This window comes from Halomonas rhizosphaerae (assembly GCF_030010555.1).
Classification (GTDB): domain Bacteria; phylum Pseudomonadota; class Gammaproteobacteria; order Pseudomonadales; family Halomonadaceae; genus Halomonas; species Halomonas rhizosphaerae.
Window position 1 is genome coordinate 413,311 of record NZ_JASCQP010000028.1, and the last position, 18,087, is coordinate 431,397.

12 protein-coding genes are annotated in these 18,087 nt (G+C 68.5%); 3 read left to right on the forward strand and 9 right to left on the reverse strand.

The window, feature by feature from the left end:
- Positions 1 to 44 precede the first annotated feature (44 nt).
- The 3 genes from QLQ83_RS14115 to QLQ83_RS14125 are packed head-to-tail and all read right to left on the reverse strand — an operon-like array spanning position 45 to position 5,089.
- Positions 45 to 3,959 carry an AAA family ATPase gene (locus QLQ83_RS14115; protein ID WP_282736146.1) on the reverse strand — a complete coding sequence of 1,305 codons (3,915 nt, stop codon included), beginning with the start codon at positions 3,957 to 3,959 and terminating at the stop codon, positions 45 to 47.
- A gap of 33 nt (positions 3,960 to 3,992) precedes the next feature.
- Entirely contained in the window at positions 3,993 to 4,625 is a 633-nt protein-coding gene (locus QLQ83_RS14120; RefSeq protein ID WP_282736147.1) for a MiaE family protein, read from the reverse strand.
- Between the two features lie 8 nt (positions 4,626 to 4,633).
- Complete coding sequence (locus QLQ83_RS14125; RefSeq protein WP_282736148.1) at positions 4,634 to 5,089, reverse strand: DUF1289 domain-containing protein; 456 nt, start codon at positions 5,087 to 5,089, stop codon at positions 4,634 to 4,636.
- A 276-nt stretch (positions 5,090 to 5,365) separates the two neighbouring features.
- On the opposite strand from QLQ83_RS14125, the gene acnB reads away from it, so the two are divergent.
- From acnB to QLQ83_RS14140, 3 genes are all read left to right on the forward strand, one after another.
- Positions 5,366 to 7,969 carry a bifunctional aconitate hydratase 2/2-methylisocitrate dehydratase gene (gene acnB, locus QLQ83_RS14130; protein ID WP_282736149.1) on the forward strand — a complete coding sequence of 868 codons (2,604 nt, stop codon included), beginning with the start codon at positions 5,366 to 5,368 and terminating at the stop codon, positions 7,967 to 7,969.
- 231 nt (positions 7,970 to 8,200) lie between these two features.
- Positions 8,201 to 8,689: a ribonuclease E activity regulator RraA gene (rraA, locus tag QLQ83_RS14135; RefSeq protein WP_282736150.1), complete on the forward strand. Its 489-nt coding sequence runs from the start codon at positions 8,201 to 8,203 to the stop codon at positions 8,687 to 8,689.
- An 88-nt stretch (positions 8,690 to 8,777) separates the two neighbouring features.
- Positions 8,778 to 10,661: a glycerophosphodiester phosphodiesterase family protein gene (locus QLQ83_RS14140; protein WP_282736151.1), complete on the forward strand. Its 1,884-nt coding sequence runs from the start codon at positions 8,778 to 8,780 to the stop codon at positions 10,659 to 10,661.
- Between the two features lie 6 nt (positions 10,662 to 10,667).
- Here QLQ83_RS14140 and ggt read toward each other — a convergent pair whose 3' ends face one another.
- From ggt to QLQ83_RS14170, 6 genes are all read right to left on the reverse strand, one after another.
- Positions 10,668 to 12,494, reverse strand: coding sequence for a gamma-glutamyltransferase (ggt, locus tag QLQ83_RS14145; protein WP_282736152.1), 1,827 nt, complete (start codon positions 12,492 to 12,494; stop codon positions 10,668 to 10,670).
- A 69-nt stretch (positions 12,495 to 12,563) separates the two neighbouring features.
- On the reverse strand, positions 12,564 to 13,007 hold the full coding sequence (locus QLQ83_RS14150; protein WP_282736153.1) for a hypothetical protein: 444 nt from the start codon (positions 13,005 to 13,007) through the stop codon (positions 12,564 to 12,566).
- 82 nt (positions 13,008 to 13,089) lie between these two features.
- Positions 13,090 to 13,872: a universal stress protein gene (locus QLQ83_RS14155; RefSeq protein ID WP_282736154.1), complete on the reverse strand. Its 783-nt coding sequence runs from the start codon at positions 13,870 to 13,872 to the stop codon at positions 13,090 to 13,092.
- Positions 13,862 to 16,270, reverse strand: coding sequence for a Lon protease family protein (locus QLQ83_RS14160; RefSeq protein ID WP_282736155.1), 2,409 nt, complete (start codon positions 16,268 to 16,270; stop codon positions 13,862 to 13,864). Before QLQ83_RS14160 ends, QLQ83_RS14155 begins: the two co-directional genes overlap by 11 nt.
- Positions 16,271 to 16,389: 119 nt before the next feature.
- Complete coding sequence (locus tag QLQ83_RS14165; protein ID WP_282736156.1) at positions 16,390 to 17,058, reverse strand: anti-virulence regulator CigR family protein; 669 nt, start codon at positions 17,056 to 17,058, stop codon at positions 16,390 to 16,392.
- A gap of 119 nt (positions 17,059 to 17,177) precedes the next feature.
- Positions 17,178 to 18,087: IS3 family transposase (locus QLQ83_RS14170; RefSeq protein WP_282733855.1), on the reverse strand; the 910-nt coding region annotated here is incomplete at its 5' end.

The window sequence follows — 18,087 nt, forward strand, 5'->3', positions numbered from 1 at the left end:
CCGCCAAGGGCCCGGTTGTCCCCTGCGGATCGCGAATCGACGCGTCAGGAGGAGAGGTCCGCGGCATGGGGCAGGCGCCGGTCGAGCAGGGTGCGCCAGCGCATCAGGACCGGTGCATCGCTGTGGCTCACCTCGCCCAGCAAGGCGCGGAACTCCCCCCGGGAGGCCTCGTCGCGGGGATCGATCAGGGTCAGCCAGAGCTCCAGGGCAGCGAGCTGCTGGTGGAGATTGCCGTCCTCCCGGGCCTGCGCCAGGGCCTGCTCGGCGAGGCTCTTGACCTCCTCGCGGGAGTGTCCGAGGCGATGGCGGACGCGCGCCAGATGCACGGCCAACTCGGGGACGAACAGGGTGGTGCGCTCGCGGGCAATCATCAGGCACTGGTCGAGGTAGTCCTCGGCCCGGGACAGCTCCCCCAGGGCCAGGCAGGCATCCACGTACCACAGCGCCGGTCGCTGGTAGGGGTCGCGCCCGGTGACCTCGGCCAGCTCTTCCTGGGCCGACTCGATCTGGGCCAGACCATCGCGGTCGCCGGCCAGGGCCCGCTGCCAGCCCAGCACGCTGCGCGAGGCCACCTGCCAGAGGTGCAGATCGGGGGTGCCGGTCAGCTCGAAGGCCCGCTCCGCCCGCATGGTGGCCAGGTGCACATGCCCCAGCTGGCGATAGAGGGCTGCGGCATACATCAGCGCCATGGCCAGGCTCCCGGGGTGGCCGATCCGCTCGGCCAGCCGGATGGCCGATTCCACCTGCCGCTCGGCACGCTGGTAGTCGCCGCGCAGGCAGAGGGTCCAACCCTGGAAGCAGGCGGCCGCGACCTGGGGATGGTCGGAGAACGGTAGCCACTCGATCATCATCGGGGCATTGAGCGGGTCGATCTCCTCCAGATGGTCGTACGCCTGGGAGATGCGCCCGGCCCAGTACTCGCAGCTGGCTCGGGCGAAGTCGGCCAGGCGCCGGTAGCGCGGATCCTCGAGACGGTCGGCGAGACCGGCCAGGCGCGAGGCCAGGGAGAAGGCATCGGCATGGGCATGGCGCTGACTGCAGCCCACCCATAGCCCCCACTGGACCAGGAAGGCCGGCTCCAGGTCCCCGCCGTCGTCCAGGCCGGCCTCCTCCTGGGCGAGTAGCTCCCGGGCCCGCACGAAGCTCTCGTGGGCGGTGGGCGAGCCGTGCCCCTCCAGGGCGAAGGCGGCCTGACCACGCACGGTGAGCAGGCTGATCTCGCGCTCGGCCTGACCCTCGACATGGCGCAGGCTGGCCAGGCCGAAGTCGGCCATCTTCAGGGCCGTGCGGTTGGCGCTGACCTTGAGGGCCTCCCGGGCGGCCAGCTCGAAGTAGCGGGCGCCGCGGGCATAGTGGCCGCTGCGCCGCAGGTGGGTGGCGAAGTCGCCGGGATGGCGGCTGATCCACATGGGGAAGTGCTCCTCGATCAGGCTGACCACCTGACGATGGATGCTCACCCGCACGTCCCGGGGGCAGGAGAGATAGGCGGCTTCCTGCAGCAGCTGGTGGGTGAACTGGTATTCGCGCTCGCCCTCCTCGCCCTCGGCCGGCTCGATGATCTCCAGACGGCGCATCTGCTCCAGGGCCGGTGCCAGGCGGCTCATTTCCCAGCCGCTGCATTCGGCCAGGAAATCGAGGCGGAAGCGGCGCCCGAGCACCGCCGCCACATGGGCCACCTCGCGGTCGGTGTCGAGCTGGTCGATGCGGCTGGCCAGCAGCCCGAGCAGGCCACGAGGCAGCTCGTCGAGCTGCACGCTGCGACCTTCACGACGATCCATGTCCACCCGGCGGCAGATCTCCTGGAGGTAGAGCGGAACGCCATCGCAGCGCTCGATGATCTGGCCGCGCAGCCGCGGGCTGAGGTGGATGCGGTAGCGGCGCGCCAGCTGGGAGAGCAGCCGGGAGGACTGCATGGCGTCCAGCCGCCCCAGGGTGATCTGCTGGTCCCAGTGCAGCTTCGCCGGCAGCGCCTCCCGGCCATGGTGGCTGGCCACCAGCAGGAAGGGGCTGTTGATCGGCAGCCGCGCCTGGAGGCCTGCCAGCACCTTGAAGGAGGGCTCGTCGAGCCACTGCAGGTCGTCGATCATCAGCACCAGGGTGCGCTCGCGGGACAGCTCGCGGATCAGGCGATGGACCAGCCCCACGACCAGGTCGACGGCTTCCCCGCTCTGGGCCAGCACCGCCATCTCGCGGGGCTCCCGCACGCCGAGGGCCTCCTCCAGCAGCAGGCGGTGGTCGGCATCGGGGGCCAGGGCATCATCGCCGGCCAGCAGTCGCGACAGCGCCTCGGCATCGATGCACCCTCCCAGGTGCCAGCGCAGCAGCTGACGGGCCACCCCATAGGGCTCCTGGACGGAGAGTCGGGTGGTGGGTTGCCAGCAGATCGCCGCCTCGCGGCTCTGCTCGAGCTGGCGAAAGCCGACCAGCAGCGCCGACTTGCCGAGTCCCGAGGGACCCCGCACCAGCACGCTCTGCCTCAGACCGATCCCGGCCCGGGCCAGGGCATCGCGCAGGGTGCGCAGGGAGCCCTCTCGTCCCACCAGGCTGGGCGGAGGCGCCTCGCGCCCGCCCTCGTTCGAACCGAGGACGAGCGCCCGCAGGCGCACCCGGCCGTCGCTGGCCACCAGCCGCGTGGAGAGCCGCGGCTGAAGGTCGAGGGCCGGCGGCATGTGCTGGCTGGCGTCCTGGGAGATGACCAGTTCGCTGCCCTCGGCGGCGCTCATCAGGTCGAGGGAGCCCTGGGTCACCTGGCCGAGCGGGTCGACCAGGTGCCGCTCGGGCAGGTAGACCACGCGGCCACTGTCCAGGCCGGCGGCCAGCTCGATGCGGGGCGGCTCACCCTCGCCGCTCCAGTGGCGCTGGGTCTCGTCGGGCAGCACGCGCCGACAGTGCTCATAGAGCGCCACCAGTTCGGCCAGCTGGTGCGCCGGGCCATGGGTACCGAAGCAGGCCAGGCCCAGGCCACCGGTCGCCCCGGGCAGCCAGAAGCCACCGAGGTGATGACACTGCTGCTCGAGCCAGCGCATCAGTTCGACCTGCAGCGCCAGGCAGGCGCGGGCATCGGCGCGGGCCGAGAGGTCGGCCTTGAGCCGCAGGCGAATGGCCATCACCGAGAGCTGGCGCTGCTCGATCTCGTCCTCGCGCAGGGGGGCGCTGTCCATGGCCAGGGTGCGCGAGAAGGCCCCGCTGGGGCCGAGGTGCGCCCCCTCGGCCTGGACATCGGACCAGTAGCGGGCCAGCTGCAGGAAGGTCGGCTCAGGCTGCTGGCCGGAAAGCGCCAGCAGCTGCAGGTAGGCGTTGTACTGCTCGTGGGCGGCGGCCAGCTGGCCCTGCTCGGCCAGCTGGCGCACCAGGCGCTCATGGAAGGGTCCGTAGCCGGAAAAGCGGCTGACCAGTGACTCCAGCACGCCATCCGGCAGCGGCTCCTGACGCTCCAGGACGCTCTCGGCAAAGCGGATCACCCGCTGACGCCACTCGTTGCGCACCTGTACCAGCCAGCGCTGGTACTCGGCACAGCTGGAGAGGTGCAGCTCCTCGGCGAGATCGCCTCGGTAGCAGGCCAGCACCGCCTCGAGCGTGGTCACGTCGACGGGCCCCTCGAGCAACGCCTGCAGCCGGTGCATGTCGAAGTGCCAGCGCTCCGGCAGCCGGAAGGCAATGGTCTGGCGGGACACCGACAGCACCCGCTCGGCCTCGTCGCCCAGGGACTGACGCAGGCAGTGCAGGGCATGGCGCAGGTTGGTGCGCCCCGACGACAGCCCCTGGTCGGGCCACAGCAGTTCGGCCAGGGTGGCGCGGCTGACCGGCTGGTCGTGGAGGAGCAGGTAGACCAGCAGAGCCTTGACCTTGTCGTAACTGAACTGGGTCAGGACATCGTCGCCCAGACTCAGTGAAAAGTGGCCGAAGAGTGCCAGGTGGTCCCGGTCATTGTCGTGTACGTCGTCGGCAGCATCCCGCATGGTGATCATTCCTGCGTGGCGGAAGTGATGGCCTCAGGCCGGCACGCCGCTGTGAAAACGAAAGGCCGTGTCCGGCATGGTGACCAGCTCGGCCTCGCGATCGGAGAAGAAGGCGATACGCGCGTCGATGGGCGCCGGGGCCAGGCGGCGCGCCAGCATCAGGTAATCCTCGAAATGGCGACCTTCCGACTTAACCAGACTGCGATAGAACTTGGCAAGTTCATCGTCCAGATGCGGAATCAGGCGGGCAAAGCGCTCGCAGCTGCGTGCCTCGATCAATGCCCCGATAATCAGGATGTCCACCAGGCGTTCCGGTTCCTGACCTCGGACGTGGCGACGCAGCCCCTCGGCATAGCGCGAGGCACTGATCTGGCGATAGACGATCCCCCGCGCCTCCATCAGCTTGACGACCTGCTCGAAGTGCAGCAACTCCTCCCGGGCCAGCTGCGACATCTTGGTGAGCAGCAGCGGCTGGTCCACATAGCGGTAGAGCAGGCTCATGGCCGTGGAAGCCGCCTTCTTCTCGCACTGGGCGTGGTCGATCAGCAACAGCTCGGGGTTGGTCAGGGCCCAATCCACCCAGGCATCCGGCGTGGCGCAGGGCAGGAACGCCAGCAGCTCCACAGGCAGCAGGTCCCGGCAATCGGTCGTCTCTAGGGTCGGCATCGGGGGCATCATGGGTCCAGTGTCGGCAGGTCAAGGAGGTCGGGGAGCAGCGCCTGTCGCCGCTCGGCGGCAACCCGCAGGTCGGCGGTGATGCGTTCATGGAGCGTGGCGACGTCCTCGCCGTCGCGACCGGCCAGCCCGTAGCGCGACAGGTCGCGAATGCGGCCACGGCCCACCCGCAGCAGTTCCACGGCGCGGGACAGCGGCGGCTGCTCGTTCCGGAAGCGGATCCGGTGACGGCGCAGCTGCGCCTCCAGGCTCGCAGGATCCATGACCACCAGGAAGCGCCCGGCGACCTCGGCCCGCAGCCGGTCCAGCTCGGCCATTCGCCGCCGTCGTTGCTCGCCGGACAGGGCCGGCCAGTCGCGGATCTCGCTGTCGACGCGCTGACAGCCACGGCACACCCGGTCGCCCAGAGTGGTCGAGCAGAGGCCGACGCACGGCGAGGTGATGCGCTCTCCCATGTCCCCTCCCGTTGACGTTAACGTACGTTGACAGAACGTCATGGTAACGCGGGGGACGCCGGGCTGGCAGCCCGAAGTTGCCGCCGACCAAAGTTCAAGGCCGCCACCGCGGGCCCAACTTAACATTGTCGACAGTTTCCTCTATGATCGCGGCACCGCTGACATCCTGGTAACAGGAAGGGTCTGCCAGACGTTTTCCCGCGCCGAAGCGTGCCTTTCGTCGAAGCTCGACAAGGTCTGCCGGCTTCGGCCACCACCACCGATGAGGGCCCTAACGTGCTTGAAGCCTATCGCCAACATGTCGAGGAGCGCGCCGCCGACGGCGTGCCGCCGAAGCCGCTGAACGCCGAGCAGGTCGCCGCACTGGTCGAGCTGCTGAAGAACCCGCCCGCCGGCGAAGAAGAGTTCATCCTCGACCTGCTCACCAATCGCGTTCCGCCCGGTGTCGACGAGGCGGCCTACGTCAAGGCCGGCTTCCTCACCGCCATCGCCAAGGGTGAGGCCGAGTCCCCGCTGATCGACAGGGTGCACGCAGTGAAGCTGCTGGGCACCATGCAGGGCGGCTACAACATCGTCTCCCTGGTCGAGTTGCTCGACGACGCCGACCTGGCCAAGGAAGTGGGCGAGCAGCTCAAGCATACCCTGCTGATGTTCGACGCCTTCCACGACGTGGAAGAGCGCGCCAAGTCCGGCAACGCCGTGGCCAAGGACGTCATCCAGTCCTGGGCCGACGCCGAGTGGTTCCTCTCCAGGCCGGCCCTCGAGGAGAAGATCACCCTCAGCGTGTTCAAGGTGCCCGGCGAGACCAACACCGACGACCTCTCCCCCGCCCCGGACGCCTGGTCACGCCCCGATATCCCGGTGCATGCCAACGCCATGCTCAAGAACGAGCGTGACGGCATCGAGCCGGAAGAGCCTGGGGTCAAGGGTCCCCTCAAGCAGATCGAGGACGTGAAGGCCAAGGGCTTCCCGGTCGCCTACGTGGGCGACGTGGTCGGCACCGGCTCCTCGCGCAAGTCGGCCACCAACTCCGTGCTGTGGTTCTTCGGCGACGACATCCCCAATGTGCCCAACAAGCGCGCCGGCGGCTTCTGCTTTGGCGGCAAGATCGCCCCGATCTTCTTCAACACCATGGAAGATTCCGGCGCCCTGCCCGTGGAGATGGACGTCTCCAGGCTCGAGATGGGCGACGTCATCGACGTCTATCCCTACGAGGGCAAGGTGTGCAAGCACGGCACCGACGAGGTGCTCACCACCTTCGAGCTCAAGACCCAGCTGATCCTCGACGAGGTGCGTGCCGGCGGCCGTATCCCGCTGATCATCGGTCGCGGCCTGACCACCAAGGCGCGCGAGTCCCTGGGCCTGCCCGCCTCCGACGTCTTCCGTCTGCCCGAGCAGCCGGCCGACACCGGCAAGGGCTTCACCCTGGCCCAGAAGATGGTCGGCAAGGCCTGCGGCCTGAACGGCGTGCGTCCGGGCATGTACTGCGAGCCGAAGATGGCCACCGTGGGCTCCCAGGACACCACCGGTCCGATGACCCGCGACGAGCTCAAGGACCTCGCCTGCCTCGGCTTCCAGGCCGACCTGGTGATGCAGTCCTTCTGCCACACCGCCGCCTACCCGAAGCCGGTCGACGTGGACACCCACCACACCCTTCCTGACTTCATCATGAACCGCGGCGGTGTCTCGCTGCGTCCGGGCGACGGCATCATCCACAGCTGGCTGAACCGCATGCTGCTGCCCGACACCGTCGGCACCGGCGGCGATTCCCACACCCGCTTCCCGCTGGGCATCTCCTTCCCGGCAGGCTCGGGACTGGTCGCCTTCGCCGCCGCCACCGGCGTGATGCCGCTGGACATGCCGGAATCGGTGCTGGTGCGCTTCAAGGGGCAGCGTCAGCCGGGCGTCACCCTGCGTGACCTGGTCCATGCCATCCCCTACTACGCCATCCAGCAGGGCCTGCTGACCGTCGAGAAGTCCGGCAAGAAGAACGCCTTCTCCGGTCGCGTGCTGGAGATCGAGGGCCTCGAGGACCTCACCGTCGAGCAGGCCTTCGAGCTCTCCGACGCCTCCGCCGAGCGCTCCGCCGCGGGCTGCACCATCACCCTGTCCGAGGACAGCGTGACCGAGTACCTCAAGTCCAACATCACCCTGCTCAAGTGGATGATCGCCAACGGCTACGGCGACCGCCGTACCATCGAGCGCCGCATCCAGGGCATGGAGGAGTGGCTGGCCAACCCGAGCCTGATGCGCGCCGACAAGGACGCCGAGTACGCCGAGGTCATCGAGATCGACCTCGAGGAACTCCGGGAGCCGGTGCTGTGCGCCCCGAACGATCCGGACGACGCCCGCCTGCTCTCCGACGTGGCCGGCGAGAAGATCGACGAGGTCTTCATCGGCTCGTGCATGACCAACATCGGTCACTTCCGCGCCGCGGGCAAGCTGCTCGAGAAGCAGCCGGCCGGCAGCCTGAAGACCCGCCTGTGGTTGGCCCCGCCGACCAAGATGGACCAGCACCAGCTGACCGAGGAAGGCTACTACGGCATCTACGGCCGCGCCGGCGCGCGCATGGAGATGCCGGGCTGCTCGCTGTGCATGGGGAACCAAGCCCGCGTCGCCGCCAAGAGCACCGTGGTCTCCACCTCGACCCGCAACTTCCCCAACCGCCTGGGTGATGGTGCCAACGTCTACCTCGCCTCCGCGGAACTGGCCGCCGTGGCCGCCGTGGAAGGCCGCCTGCCCACCGTCGACGAATACCGCCGTTACATGGGCGAGTTCGACGCCATGGCCGGCGAGATCTACCGCTACATGAACTTCCACGAGATCGAGGAGTATCAGAACGCCGCGTCCAACGTGATTCCGGTCGCGCAGGAAGCCTGATACCCGGTGTTGTGATAGTCTCAGGTTCGACTCCGATGCTCGCAACATCGAAGGCCGCCGCCCGCGGCGGCCGGAGCCGATGAACGAAGCGCCCCATCCGGGGCGCTTTTTTTCTGATCCCGCCCCGCCATTCCGGTACCCCTACCCCCACCCGTCCCACCAAAGGGGACTTTCGTTCTGCACGAGCCGTGGCATCATCGGGTGATCACCCACGTCACGAGGAGCCTCACCGTGAGCCATATCGTCACGCCGGACATTTGCGACGCCTACCCCGAGGTGCAGGTGCTCGAGCCGATCTTCGTCAACTTCGGCGGGCACGAGACCTTCGCCGGCCCGATCCGCACCGTCAAGTGCTTCGAGGACAACTCCCTGGTCAAGCAGGCGGTCGCCGAGCCCGGCGACGGCGCCGTGCTGGTCGTCGATGCCGGCGGCTCCACGCGCTGCGCCATGCTGGGCGACATGTTGGCCGAACAGGCCGCCGGCCACGGCTGGGCCGGTGTGGTGATGTACGGCTGCGTGCGTGACGTCGACGTGCTGGCCGAGACCGAACTGGGCATCCAGGCCCTGGGGGCCCATCCGCGCAAGAGCGAGAAGCGCGGCGAAGGACAGCGCGACCTCCCGGTCAGCTTCGCCGGCGTCACCCTGTCGCCAGGCCAATGGCTCTATGCCGACAACAACGGCATCCTGGTCGCCGACGAGCAGCTGGACCTGGAGCGCTGAAGTGCGACGAGGCTTTCGGTAACAGGCACTTGCCCGTGACGGGCTAGCGGTGTCACCCTGACGCCTGATTCCCGTCACGCGCCTGTCCATGCTGCCTATGTCACGGTTGAGCGGCGACGTGCTGCGCACGCTGCGCGAGCATCTGCGTCCGCTGATTGCCTATCACCTCTTCTTTACCCTGCTGGCCTCGAGCCTGCTGCTGCCGGCCGTGGGCTGGACCCTCTCGGGACTGCTCGCCCAGTTCGGCCGACCGGTGATCACCAACAACGAGCTGATCACCCTGCTGATGAGCCCCGGGGGCCTGTTCTGGCTACTGGCCGCCGTCGGCCTGACCTTCCTGGTGCTCTACCTGCAGCAATCCGGCATGATCCTGGTGGCGGTCCGGCCCCGGGACCACCATGTCCGCCTGGCCTTCGAGGCCCTCTGGGCCACCCTGCGGCGGCTACCGGCCATCAGCGGCCTGGTGGTGCTGCAGGTGGGGGCCCAGCTGCTGTTGCTGGTCCCGCTGGCCCTGAGCCTCGCCTGGCTCCATGGGCTCTTCCTGGGGGGGCTGGATCCCTACTTCGTGCAGAGCGTGCGTCCCCCCGCCTTCTGGGCCTTTCTCGGCACCGGTCTGGTGCCGGTTCTGGTCTGGCTCCTGCTCGCCGGCAGCCTCTATGTCCGCTGGCACCTGGCCCTGCCGGTGCTGACCCTGGAGGAACTCTCGCCGCCGGCGGCCCTGGCGCGCAGCATGCAGCTGACCCGAGGCCGGGGCCGCCACATCGCCGCGGCGGTGGTCCTGTTACTGCTGGGCATCGTCATGCTGCCGCTGCTGGCCACGGCGCTGTTCGACCGGGTCGTCACGCCGCTGCTGTGGTGGCTCCCCGAGCGCAACGCGGTGCTGGTCCCAGCCATGCTCGCCTACCTCACCGCCTACCTGCTGATCGCCCTGGCCATCACCTTCGGCGGCATCGCCGCCAACGCCCTGCAGGCCACCTGCCTCTACCTTCGCCTGGCCCATCGCGAGCCGAAGCCCAAGCCACCCCCACCCGGCACCCACCCCGGGCGCCTGGCCTGGGCCGTCGAGCTCGCCGTCGTGCTGTTCGCCATCGGGCAGGCCTGGCTGATCGTCAACCGGTTCGAGATCCGCGACGAGGTCGCCATCATCGCCCACCGCGGCAGCTCGCTGAAGGCGCCGGAAAATACCCTGGCCGCGGTGGAACAGGCCATTCGGGACCGGGCCGATGGCATCGAGATCGACGTGCGCCTCACCGGTGACGGCGAGGTAGTCCTCTACCATGACGAGAGCCTCAGACGACTGGCCGGAGACGACCGCAGTGTCCGAGCCCTGCCGCGATCTGACCTCGCCGAGGTGGATGTGGGCAGCTGGTTCGGTGACCCCTTCATCGGCGAGCGCATCCCGGGGCTGGACGAGGTGCTGGCGGCGGTGCGCGGACGCTCCAGCCTGATGATCGAGCTCAAGCCCGACCCCGGCAGCGAACTCGAGCTGGTCGACGCAGTCATCGACGCCCTGGAGAGAGAGAGGGAACTTCGCCGCGCGTGCCGTCACCGCGCCGAGGACCGGGTGACCGCCCTGGCCTGTGGCGATCCCGATGTCATGGGCGAGATGCGCGTGGCCGCCATGTCGCCCTGGCTGCTGCGCGAGGTCACGCTGCGCGCGCCCCGCCTGCGCACAACCCTGCTGGCCCAGCTGGTGATGTCGGGCACACTGGAGCGCCGGGGGTTCGATGCCCTGGCCCTTCGCCACAACCGCATCGATGAGGAGGAGGTCCGCCTCGCCGGGTACTACGGCTATGAACTGCACGCCTGGACCATCAACGATCGCACCCGGATGTCCCAGCTGATCGACCTGGGAGTGGACGGCATCATCACCGACCGGCCGGCCATGCTGGCCGAGCTGATCGCCGAGCGCCGCCACCTGGGCGACGGCGCCCTGCTGCTGGTCAAGCTGCGTAACTGGCTGCGGGGCTAGGCGTGCTCAATCCCCCATCACGACCCCTTCACGGCGCGGATCGGCGCCACCGAAGAAGCCCTCCTCGGTCCGCTGGATCGCCTGCAGACCGCTCGTCAGCTCACGCTCCTCCACCTTGTGGCCGCGCTCGCGAAGGGCCTCCTGAGTGGCCGGCGGGAAGCGTCCCGCCTCCAGGTAGACCGGCCCGCCCAGGGTGATGGCATGGGGCAGGTCCAGCGAGCGCTGGGCGTCCAGGCCCCAGTCGAGCATCGCCACCAGCGAGCGGGCGGTGTAGTGGATGATGGCCGCGCCCCCCGCTGAGCCTAGGCTCGCCACCAGCTCGTCACTGTCCCGGTCGAAGACCAGCGTCGGGCTCATGCTGGAGCGGGGGCGCTTGCCGGGCTCCACCCGGTTGGCGATGGGGGTGCCCTCGTCATCCGTCGGGGTGAAGGAGAAGTCGGTCAGCTCGTTGTTGAGCAGAAAGCCCCCCGGCATGCCGGTGCCCCCATCGGAGAGGATGCGCGCGCCGAAGGCCTGCTCGATGGAACTGGTCATGGCCAGGGCGTTGCCGTGCTCGTCGACGATGCTGATGTGGCTGGTGCCGTATTCCGGCTGCGTGGGCTGCACGGCCCAGGCGGAGGCCAGGGCACCGGGGTTGCCCGGGCTCGCACCGCCACTGCCCATGCTCTGTCCCTCCTCGATCAGGTCGGCACGCTCTTCCAGGTAGTCCGGGTCGAGCATCAGCGACCAGTCCCCGCCGGGCGCCTCGACGAAGTCCGGGTCGGCGATATAGCGCCCGCGGTCGGCGAAGGCCAGCCGCGAGGCCTCGAGGAAGCGGTGCAGCCAGTCGACGCCGGGCAGGTCGTCCTCCAGGCCGACCTCGATGGGAGGGAGCTGCTCCAGGGTGCCGAGGATCTGCATCACCGTCAGGTGGCCCGACGAAGGCGGCGGAAAGCCGCATACCCGGTAGTCCTGCCAGTCGGTGCAGAGCGGCTCACGCTCCTTCGCGGAGTAAGTGGCCAGGTCCTCGAGGCTCAGCGTGCCGGTAATCCCGGGGTGGTTCTGCACCCGCGCCACGATGTCCTCGGCGATCTCCCCGGTGTGCAGCGCCGAGCTGTCATCCTCGGCGATTCGCTCGAGGATCACGGCCAGGGCCGGATTCTTGAGCATGTGCCCTTCCGGCAGCGGCTCCCCCTCCTCGGTGAAGTAGAAGGCCGATGCCCTGTCGTCTTCGCGCAGGGCCTCGGTGCCGGCCAGGCTACGATGCAGCCGGGGGCTGACGGGAAATCCCTCATCGGCCAGGGTGATGGCCGGCTCGAAGAGCTCTGCCCAGGGCAGGCGACCATGGGCATCGTGGGCCATCTCCAGCATGCGCAGGGTTCCCGGCACGCCGACCGAGCGACCGCTGGCCACCGCCTTCATGAACGCCAGGGGCTCTCCATCCGCGTCGAGGAAGAGCCCCTCCTCCACCGAGGACGGCGCAGTCTCGCGGCCGTCGTAGGCCCTGACCTCCTCGCCGTCGTGGTACATCAGGAAGGAACCGCCGCCGATGCCGCTGGACTGGGGCTCGACCAGGGTGAGCACCATCTGCACCGCGATGGCGGCGTCGATGGCCGAGCCTCCCGCCTTGAGGATCTGGTAGCCGGCATCGGTGGCCAGGGGGTTGGCCGCGGCCACGGCGAACGTCTCGGTGGCCCAGCCGGGCTTCTCCTCGCTGCCGGACGCCGTCTCCGGCGCGATCTCCGGGCGTTCGTACTGGAAGTCCACCTCGCCCAGGGCCGCCGGGGACAGCAGCAGCGGGGAGAGGAGTAACAGCAGGGACGCCGAGCGACGGCAAGCGTTGGGGATGGCCATGATCATGACTCCTTGTCTCGATTCGGGGTCATGACAGCATAGGTGAGTCCGGCCCGGTCGTCGCCACCCTTACCGGCGGCAGCGCCAGAGAGCCAGCAGGTTCAGACCGGCGAGGATCAGCAGGGCGGCGGCGGCCCAGCCCAGAGAGCTGACCAGGCCATGGAACTCGCCGGGGGCGGCCTGCGGCCGGAAGGTCATGCCGTATTCGGCCAGGCGGCTGCCCCCGTAGAGCAGCAGGGCCAGCAGGCCCAACGGCAGCGGAGAACGCCACTGGGCCAGCCAGCGGGTCAGGCGCCATGGCTCCGTCGGCGTCTTGGCGGGCGTGGTCTTCCGGGCCCTGGTCCGCGCAGCGGCCCTGGGCCTGTTGGGCACACGGCGCGCCGCGCGCCGCGGTGGCTGGCGGCCCGCGCCCGGCAGCCGGCCCGCCAGCCAGCGCGTGGCGCAGACCAGGCCCCACCCCAAAGTGAAGCAGACGGACAGCGCCAGGCCCCCCATCACCAGCAAGTATGCCATCCCGGCAGATCCCTCTTCGGCTCGTTGGAGGTGCTATCTTGCCAAATTCTCGCCGCCTCGTGGGCCAGGATCGTTCTGTTCCCTAGGGCACCACGATGACCGGGATCGGCAAGCGGGCCAGCAGGTCGGCATCCTGGTCGGCCAGGTGGGCGAGCTGGGGGCGATGGAGCAGCAGGGCGCCGTTGTCCACGTGGGCCAGCTGCCGCTCCAATTGCCGGGCATCGTTCGCCTGCAGGGTCTCCCTGCCGTCGAACAGGCGAGTCAGCGCCTCGGGAACGGGCGGGAACTCGCCCCCCGCACCGGGACCGTCCAAGGTGCGCAGGGGGCCGCGGGCCAGCGACAGGCGCTCGTCCCAGATGATCACCGTGCAGGGCGCCTCAAGGATCAGGGCCCGGCTGGTGGAGCCCAGCCGCACGCCCCAGTGGCCCGAGAGCCCGGCCTTGCCGAGCACCAGCAGGTCCCCCGGGCCGGCCAGCGACAACGCCTCGCTGATCACCCGGCCGCGACTGACCCGCAACTGGTGCCGCAGCTCCCGGCCGGCCACCGCGGCATCCAGGGCCTCGGTCACGCGCCGGGTCTGACGCGCCATGCCGGCCTCGAGTTCGGTCCTCGACAGTCGGCGAACCCGACCCGAGACGGCGCCGATCTCCCGGGAAAAGGGGAAGCCGGCGCTCCCCAGGAGGTCCTGGTCCTCGACGTAAAGCGCCACCAGCTCGGCGTGGCGCGTCACCGCGAGGTCCACGGCGGCGGCCAGTGCCGCCAGGCTGTGTCGGGACGCATCGAGCAGCGCCAGCACCCGCACCACCGGGATCTCGTCATCCCGCGTCTGCCCCCCCGGGTCTGGCCGGGACTCGTCAGCGTTCATCGTCCTGCTCCTCGTGTCCGTTCCCATCGCCGCCCTGTTCCTCCTGGCGAGCGTGCTTCACCACCTCGCGGAAATGCACCAGCCGTTCGGCCACGCGGGCATCCAGGCTACCCTCGGGGAAGTGCCCCTGGGCATCGGCCTCACCGATGGGCAGGCCGGTGAGAAGCTCCAGTGCCTCGTCCACCCGTGACACGGCGAAGACGCGGAAGCGCCCCTGCTCGATCGCCTCGCGAACCTCGGCCTTGAGCATCAGGTGTGCGACGTTGGTCGCCGGCAGGATCACCGCCTGTCCCACGAGGTCGCCACGGGCGGCACAGACATCGAAGAACCCTTCGATCTTCTCGTTAACGCCGCCCACCGCCTGGACCCGTCCATGCTGGTCGATGGAGCCGGTGACGGCGAAGGCCTGGTCGAGCGGCACCCGGGCGATGGCCGAGACCAGGGCGCACACCTCGGCCACCGAGGCACTGTCGCCCTCGACGCCGCCATAGGACTGTTCAAAGGCCAGGCTCGCGGAGAGCGAGAGCGGCTCCTCGCCCGCGTAGCGCGTGGCCAGGTAGCGCGACAGGATCATCACCGCCTTGGAGTGGATACGCCCGCCCATGCGCGCCTCGCGCTCGATGTCCACCACCTGGCCGCTGCCGGGACGCGCCGTGGCGGTGATACGCGACGGCTGGCCGAAGGCATACTCGCCCAGCTGCAGCACGGAGAGGCCGTTGACCTGGCCGACCACGCGCCCCTCGGTGGCGACCAGCATGGTGCCGCGAGTGATCATCTCGTGGCTGCGCTCGCGGATGCGACCCGCCCGCCAGAGCTGCTGGCTGACCGCCTTCTCGACATGGCGCCTGGCGATCACCGTGGCCGCCTCCTCCCCGGCCCAGTGGTCGGCCTCCAGCACCAGGTCATGGAGGTCGCGGTGACGCGCGGTCAGCTTGCGCTGGTCGTCGGCCAGGCGGCTGGCCCGCTCGATCACCGCGGCCACGCCGCTGCGGTCCAGCGGGCGCAGGGCCGCCTCGCGGGCCAGGGTCGCCACCACCTGGGCATAGAAGGCCTCGTGCTCGGGGTCACGGTCGAGCTCGTCCTCGAGGTCGGCCTGTACCTTGAACAGCTCCAGGAACTCGGGGTCGTGCTCGCAGAGCAGGTAGTAGAGCAGGCGCTCGCCCAGCAGCACGATCTTGACGTCCAGCGGGACCGGCTCCGGCTCGAGGGTCACGGTACTGATCAGCCCATAGGCCTGCTCCAGCGACTCGGTACGGATCTCGCCGGCTCTCAGCACCCGCTTGAGGGTCTCCCAGGCCCCCGGCTGGGTGAGCACGCCGCGCACGTCCAGCACCAGGTAGCCGCCGTTGGCGCGATGCAGGGCACCGGCCCGGATCAACGAGAAGTCGGTCAGCAGGGTGCCGTTGTGCACATGGTGCTCGATGCGACCCACCAGGTGCTGATGGGTGGGCAGGTCCTGGTAGATCACCGGCGCCCCTTGCGCCTCGGCATTGTCCACCAACAGGTTGACCTGGAAGCGGCTGAACACCGCCTCCGCCGGGATGTCGGGCTCATCGGCGATGAAGGAGTCGACATTGAACAGGATCGCTTCGCGGATGGCATCGAGGTGGGTCAGGATTCCCGCGTGCTCGGCATAGCGCTCCTTGAGCTCGTCCAGGGGGGCGCCGATGGCGGACTCGAGCATCTCGGCGTTGAGGGCATTGGCCTGGTCGCGCAGCGCCTTGGCCAGGCGAGGCATCTGACGGATCGCCTGCGTCAGCTTGCGCTGCAGGATCTCGACCGTGGCCTCGATGCGCTCGCGCTCGTCCTTCGGCAGCTTCTCGAAGGCCTCCGGCGCCATCATCTTGTCGCCCTCGGCCGGCGCGAAAGTGAAGCCGTTGGGGGTGGAGAGCAGCAGGATATCGTGCTCGCGGGCCTCGCGTCGCACGGCCTCGACGGCGTCACGCTGGCGCTCGCCCATGGCCTGCTTGAGCTCGTGAAGACGGTTCTGGTACTCCTCGCTCTCGAACACGGCGGGGATGGCGCTGCGCAGCTCCTCGACCAGGGCCTCCAGGTCCGTGCGCAGCTGACGCCCCAGGCCGGGCGGCAGCGAGAGGGCCAGCGGCACGGCCGGATCGTCGAAGTTGTAGCGATAGCACCAGTCACGGGGGGGCGAGGCGCCCCGGGCCTTCTCGGCGAGGAAGCTGCCCACCAGGCTGTGTCGGTCGTGCCCGGGCTGGCCCAGCACGAAGAGGTTGAAGCCGTCGCTGCGAATCGCGGTGCCGAAGCTCAATGCATCCCGTGCACGCTCGTGGCCGACGAGCAGGTCCAGCGACTCGAGCTCACTGGTAACCTCGAAATCGAAGGCATCGGTCGGACAGGTCCGGTACACCTGTGCCACCCCAAGGGGTTCCACCATGGCAGTTCTCCTTTGCAGACACGGGCAGTATGAGACAAGGCGACGGGTCGTGCCTGATGGAGATCAAGGAGAGCGGGCGCAGGAGCGTCGGCGAGCAACGGCGTGCCCGCCGGGGGCGATCATCGCAGGATGTCCTGGATCACCTCGTGGATGATGTCGTCGGTGAGGTCGACCAGCACGGCATCGGTGCCTACACGGCGCCATTCATAGCCCTCGTAGTAGGGCAGGTCTCGCCTCACGCGTTCGTCGAAGTTCCTGGCAATGCCGGGAGGCAGGGGCTTGCCGCGTTCCAGGTTCATGCGGATGCCGGGCGGCAGGCTGTCGCGGTCTTCATGCCGGAGATACTCACGCCGACTGCGAAAGATCTCGCGAACCTCGCGCTCGTCGATCATCGGCCGCCTTGCCTCGTCGCGATAGCCTTCCCGATCACGGTACTCATCACGTTCCCGATCGCGATACTCATCACGTTCCCGGTCACGATACTCGTCGCGCTCCCGGTCACGATACTCGTCGCGCTCCCGGTCACGATACTCGTCGCGCTCCCGGTCACGGTACTCCTGACGGTCCCGCTCGCCTCGCGCCTGGCCCTGTCCCTGGCCACGCGACTCCCGGGCACGCTGGCTCTCGTTCTTCTGGCCACGCTGCTGCTGGCCCTCCTCCTTCCAGGGCGCCGCCCCTTGGGCATTGCCCTGGCCGTTGCCGGGCTGAGCCAGCAGCGGGGAGGCGGCGAGGGCCAGGCCGAGGGCACCGGCCACCACCAGGGGATAAAGAGGGAAACGGGTCTTCATGCAGATCTCCTCGTCGGGGCATGTACGCTCAGTCTAGCCCGGCATCGTGCAAGGGCCGTGCACAAAGCACGACACCCGGGCAAGTGAACTGACCCCCAATCGTTGGACGGTTAGTTCTCTTAACCGGCGGCCATGGCCTGAGTCCTGTATTGCACGGGGCTCAGGCCTTTTAGTCTCTGCTTGATCCGTTGATGGTTGTAGTAGTGGATGTAGTCGGCAATGCCTTGCTGCAACTGCTCAACGGTGTCGAACCGGTTCAGATGGAAGTACTCGGCTTTCAGGGTGCCGAAAAAACTCTCCATGGCGGCATTGTCCAGACAATTCCCTTTCCGTGACATGCTGCGCAGTATCCGTTTCTCCACCACCAGGCGACGATAGTTGGGGTGCCGGTAATGCCATCCCTGATCCGAGTGCAATAGAGGCCGATCACCCGGCCTCAGCCGGTCGAAGGCGCTCCTCAACATGTGCTTCACCAGGCCCAATACCGGTCGTGGCCCGGTCTGGAAGGCGATGATTTCGCCGTTATACAGATCCATGACCGGTGACAGGTAGAGCTTCTGGTCATCGACCTTGAATTCGGTGATGTCGGTCACCCATCGTTGATTCGGTCCTTGGGCCTGAAACCGACGCCGTAGCGTATTCGGGGCGGCGTAGCCCTCGGCTCCTCGATAAGCCCGATACCGCTTGGGGCGAACGAGGGACTTCAAGCCCAGTTGTTGCATCAACCGCTGGACGGTCTTGTGGTTGACCGCCTCGCCTGTCTGGCGCAGCACAGCGGTGATACGGCGATAGCCATAGCGTCCCTTGTGGTAATCATAGATCGCCTGGATACGCGCCTTCAGAGACGCATACGGATCGCCAGCCCCCAGGGCCTTGAGCTGGTAGTAGAACGTGCTGCGCGGTAGCGATGCCGCACGTAGCAGCAGCGCCAGTGGGTGCTCATGCCTTAACCCTTGGACGGCTTGGGCTTTTTGCCCCGTGTCGTCGCCCACTTCTCTCGGGTCAAGGCATCGAGCTTTTTTAGATAGG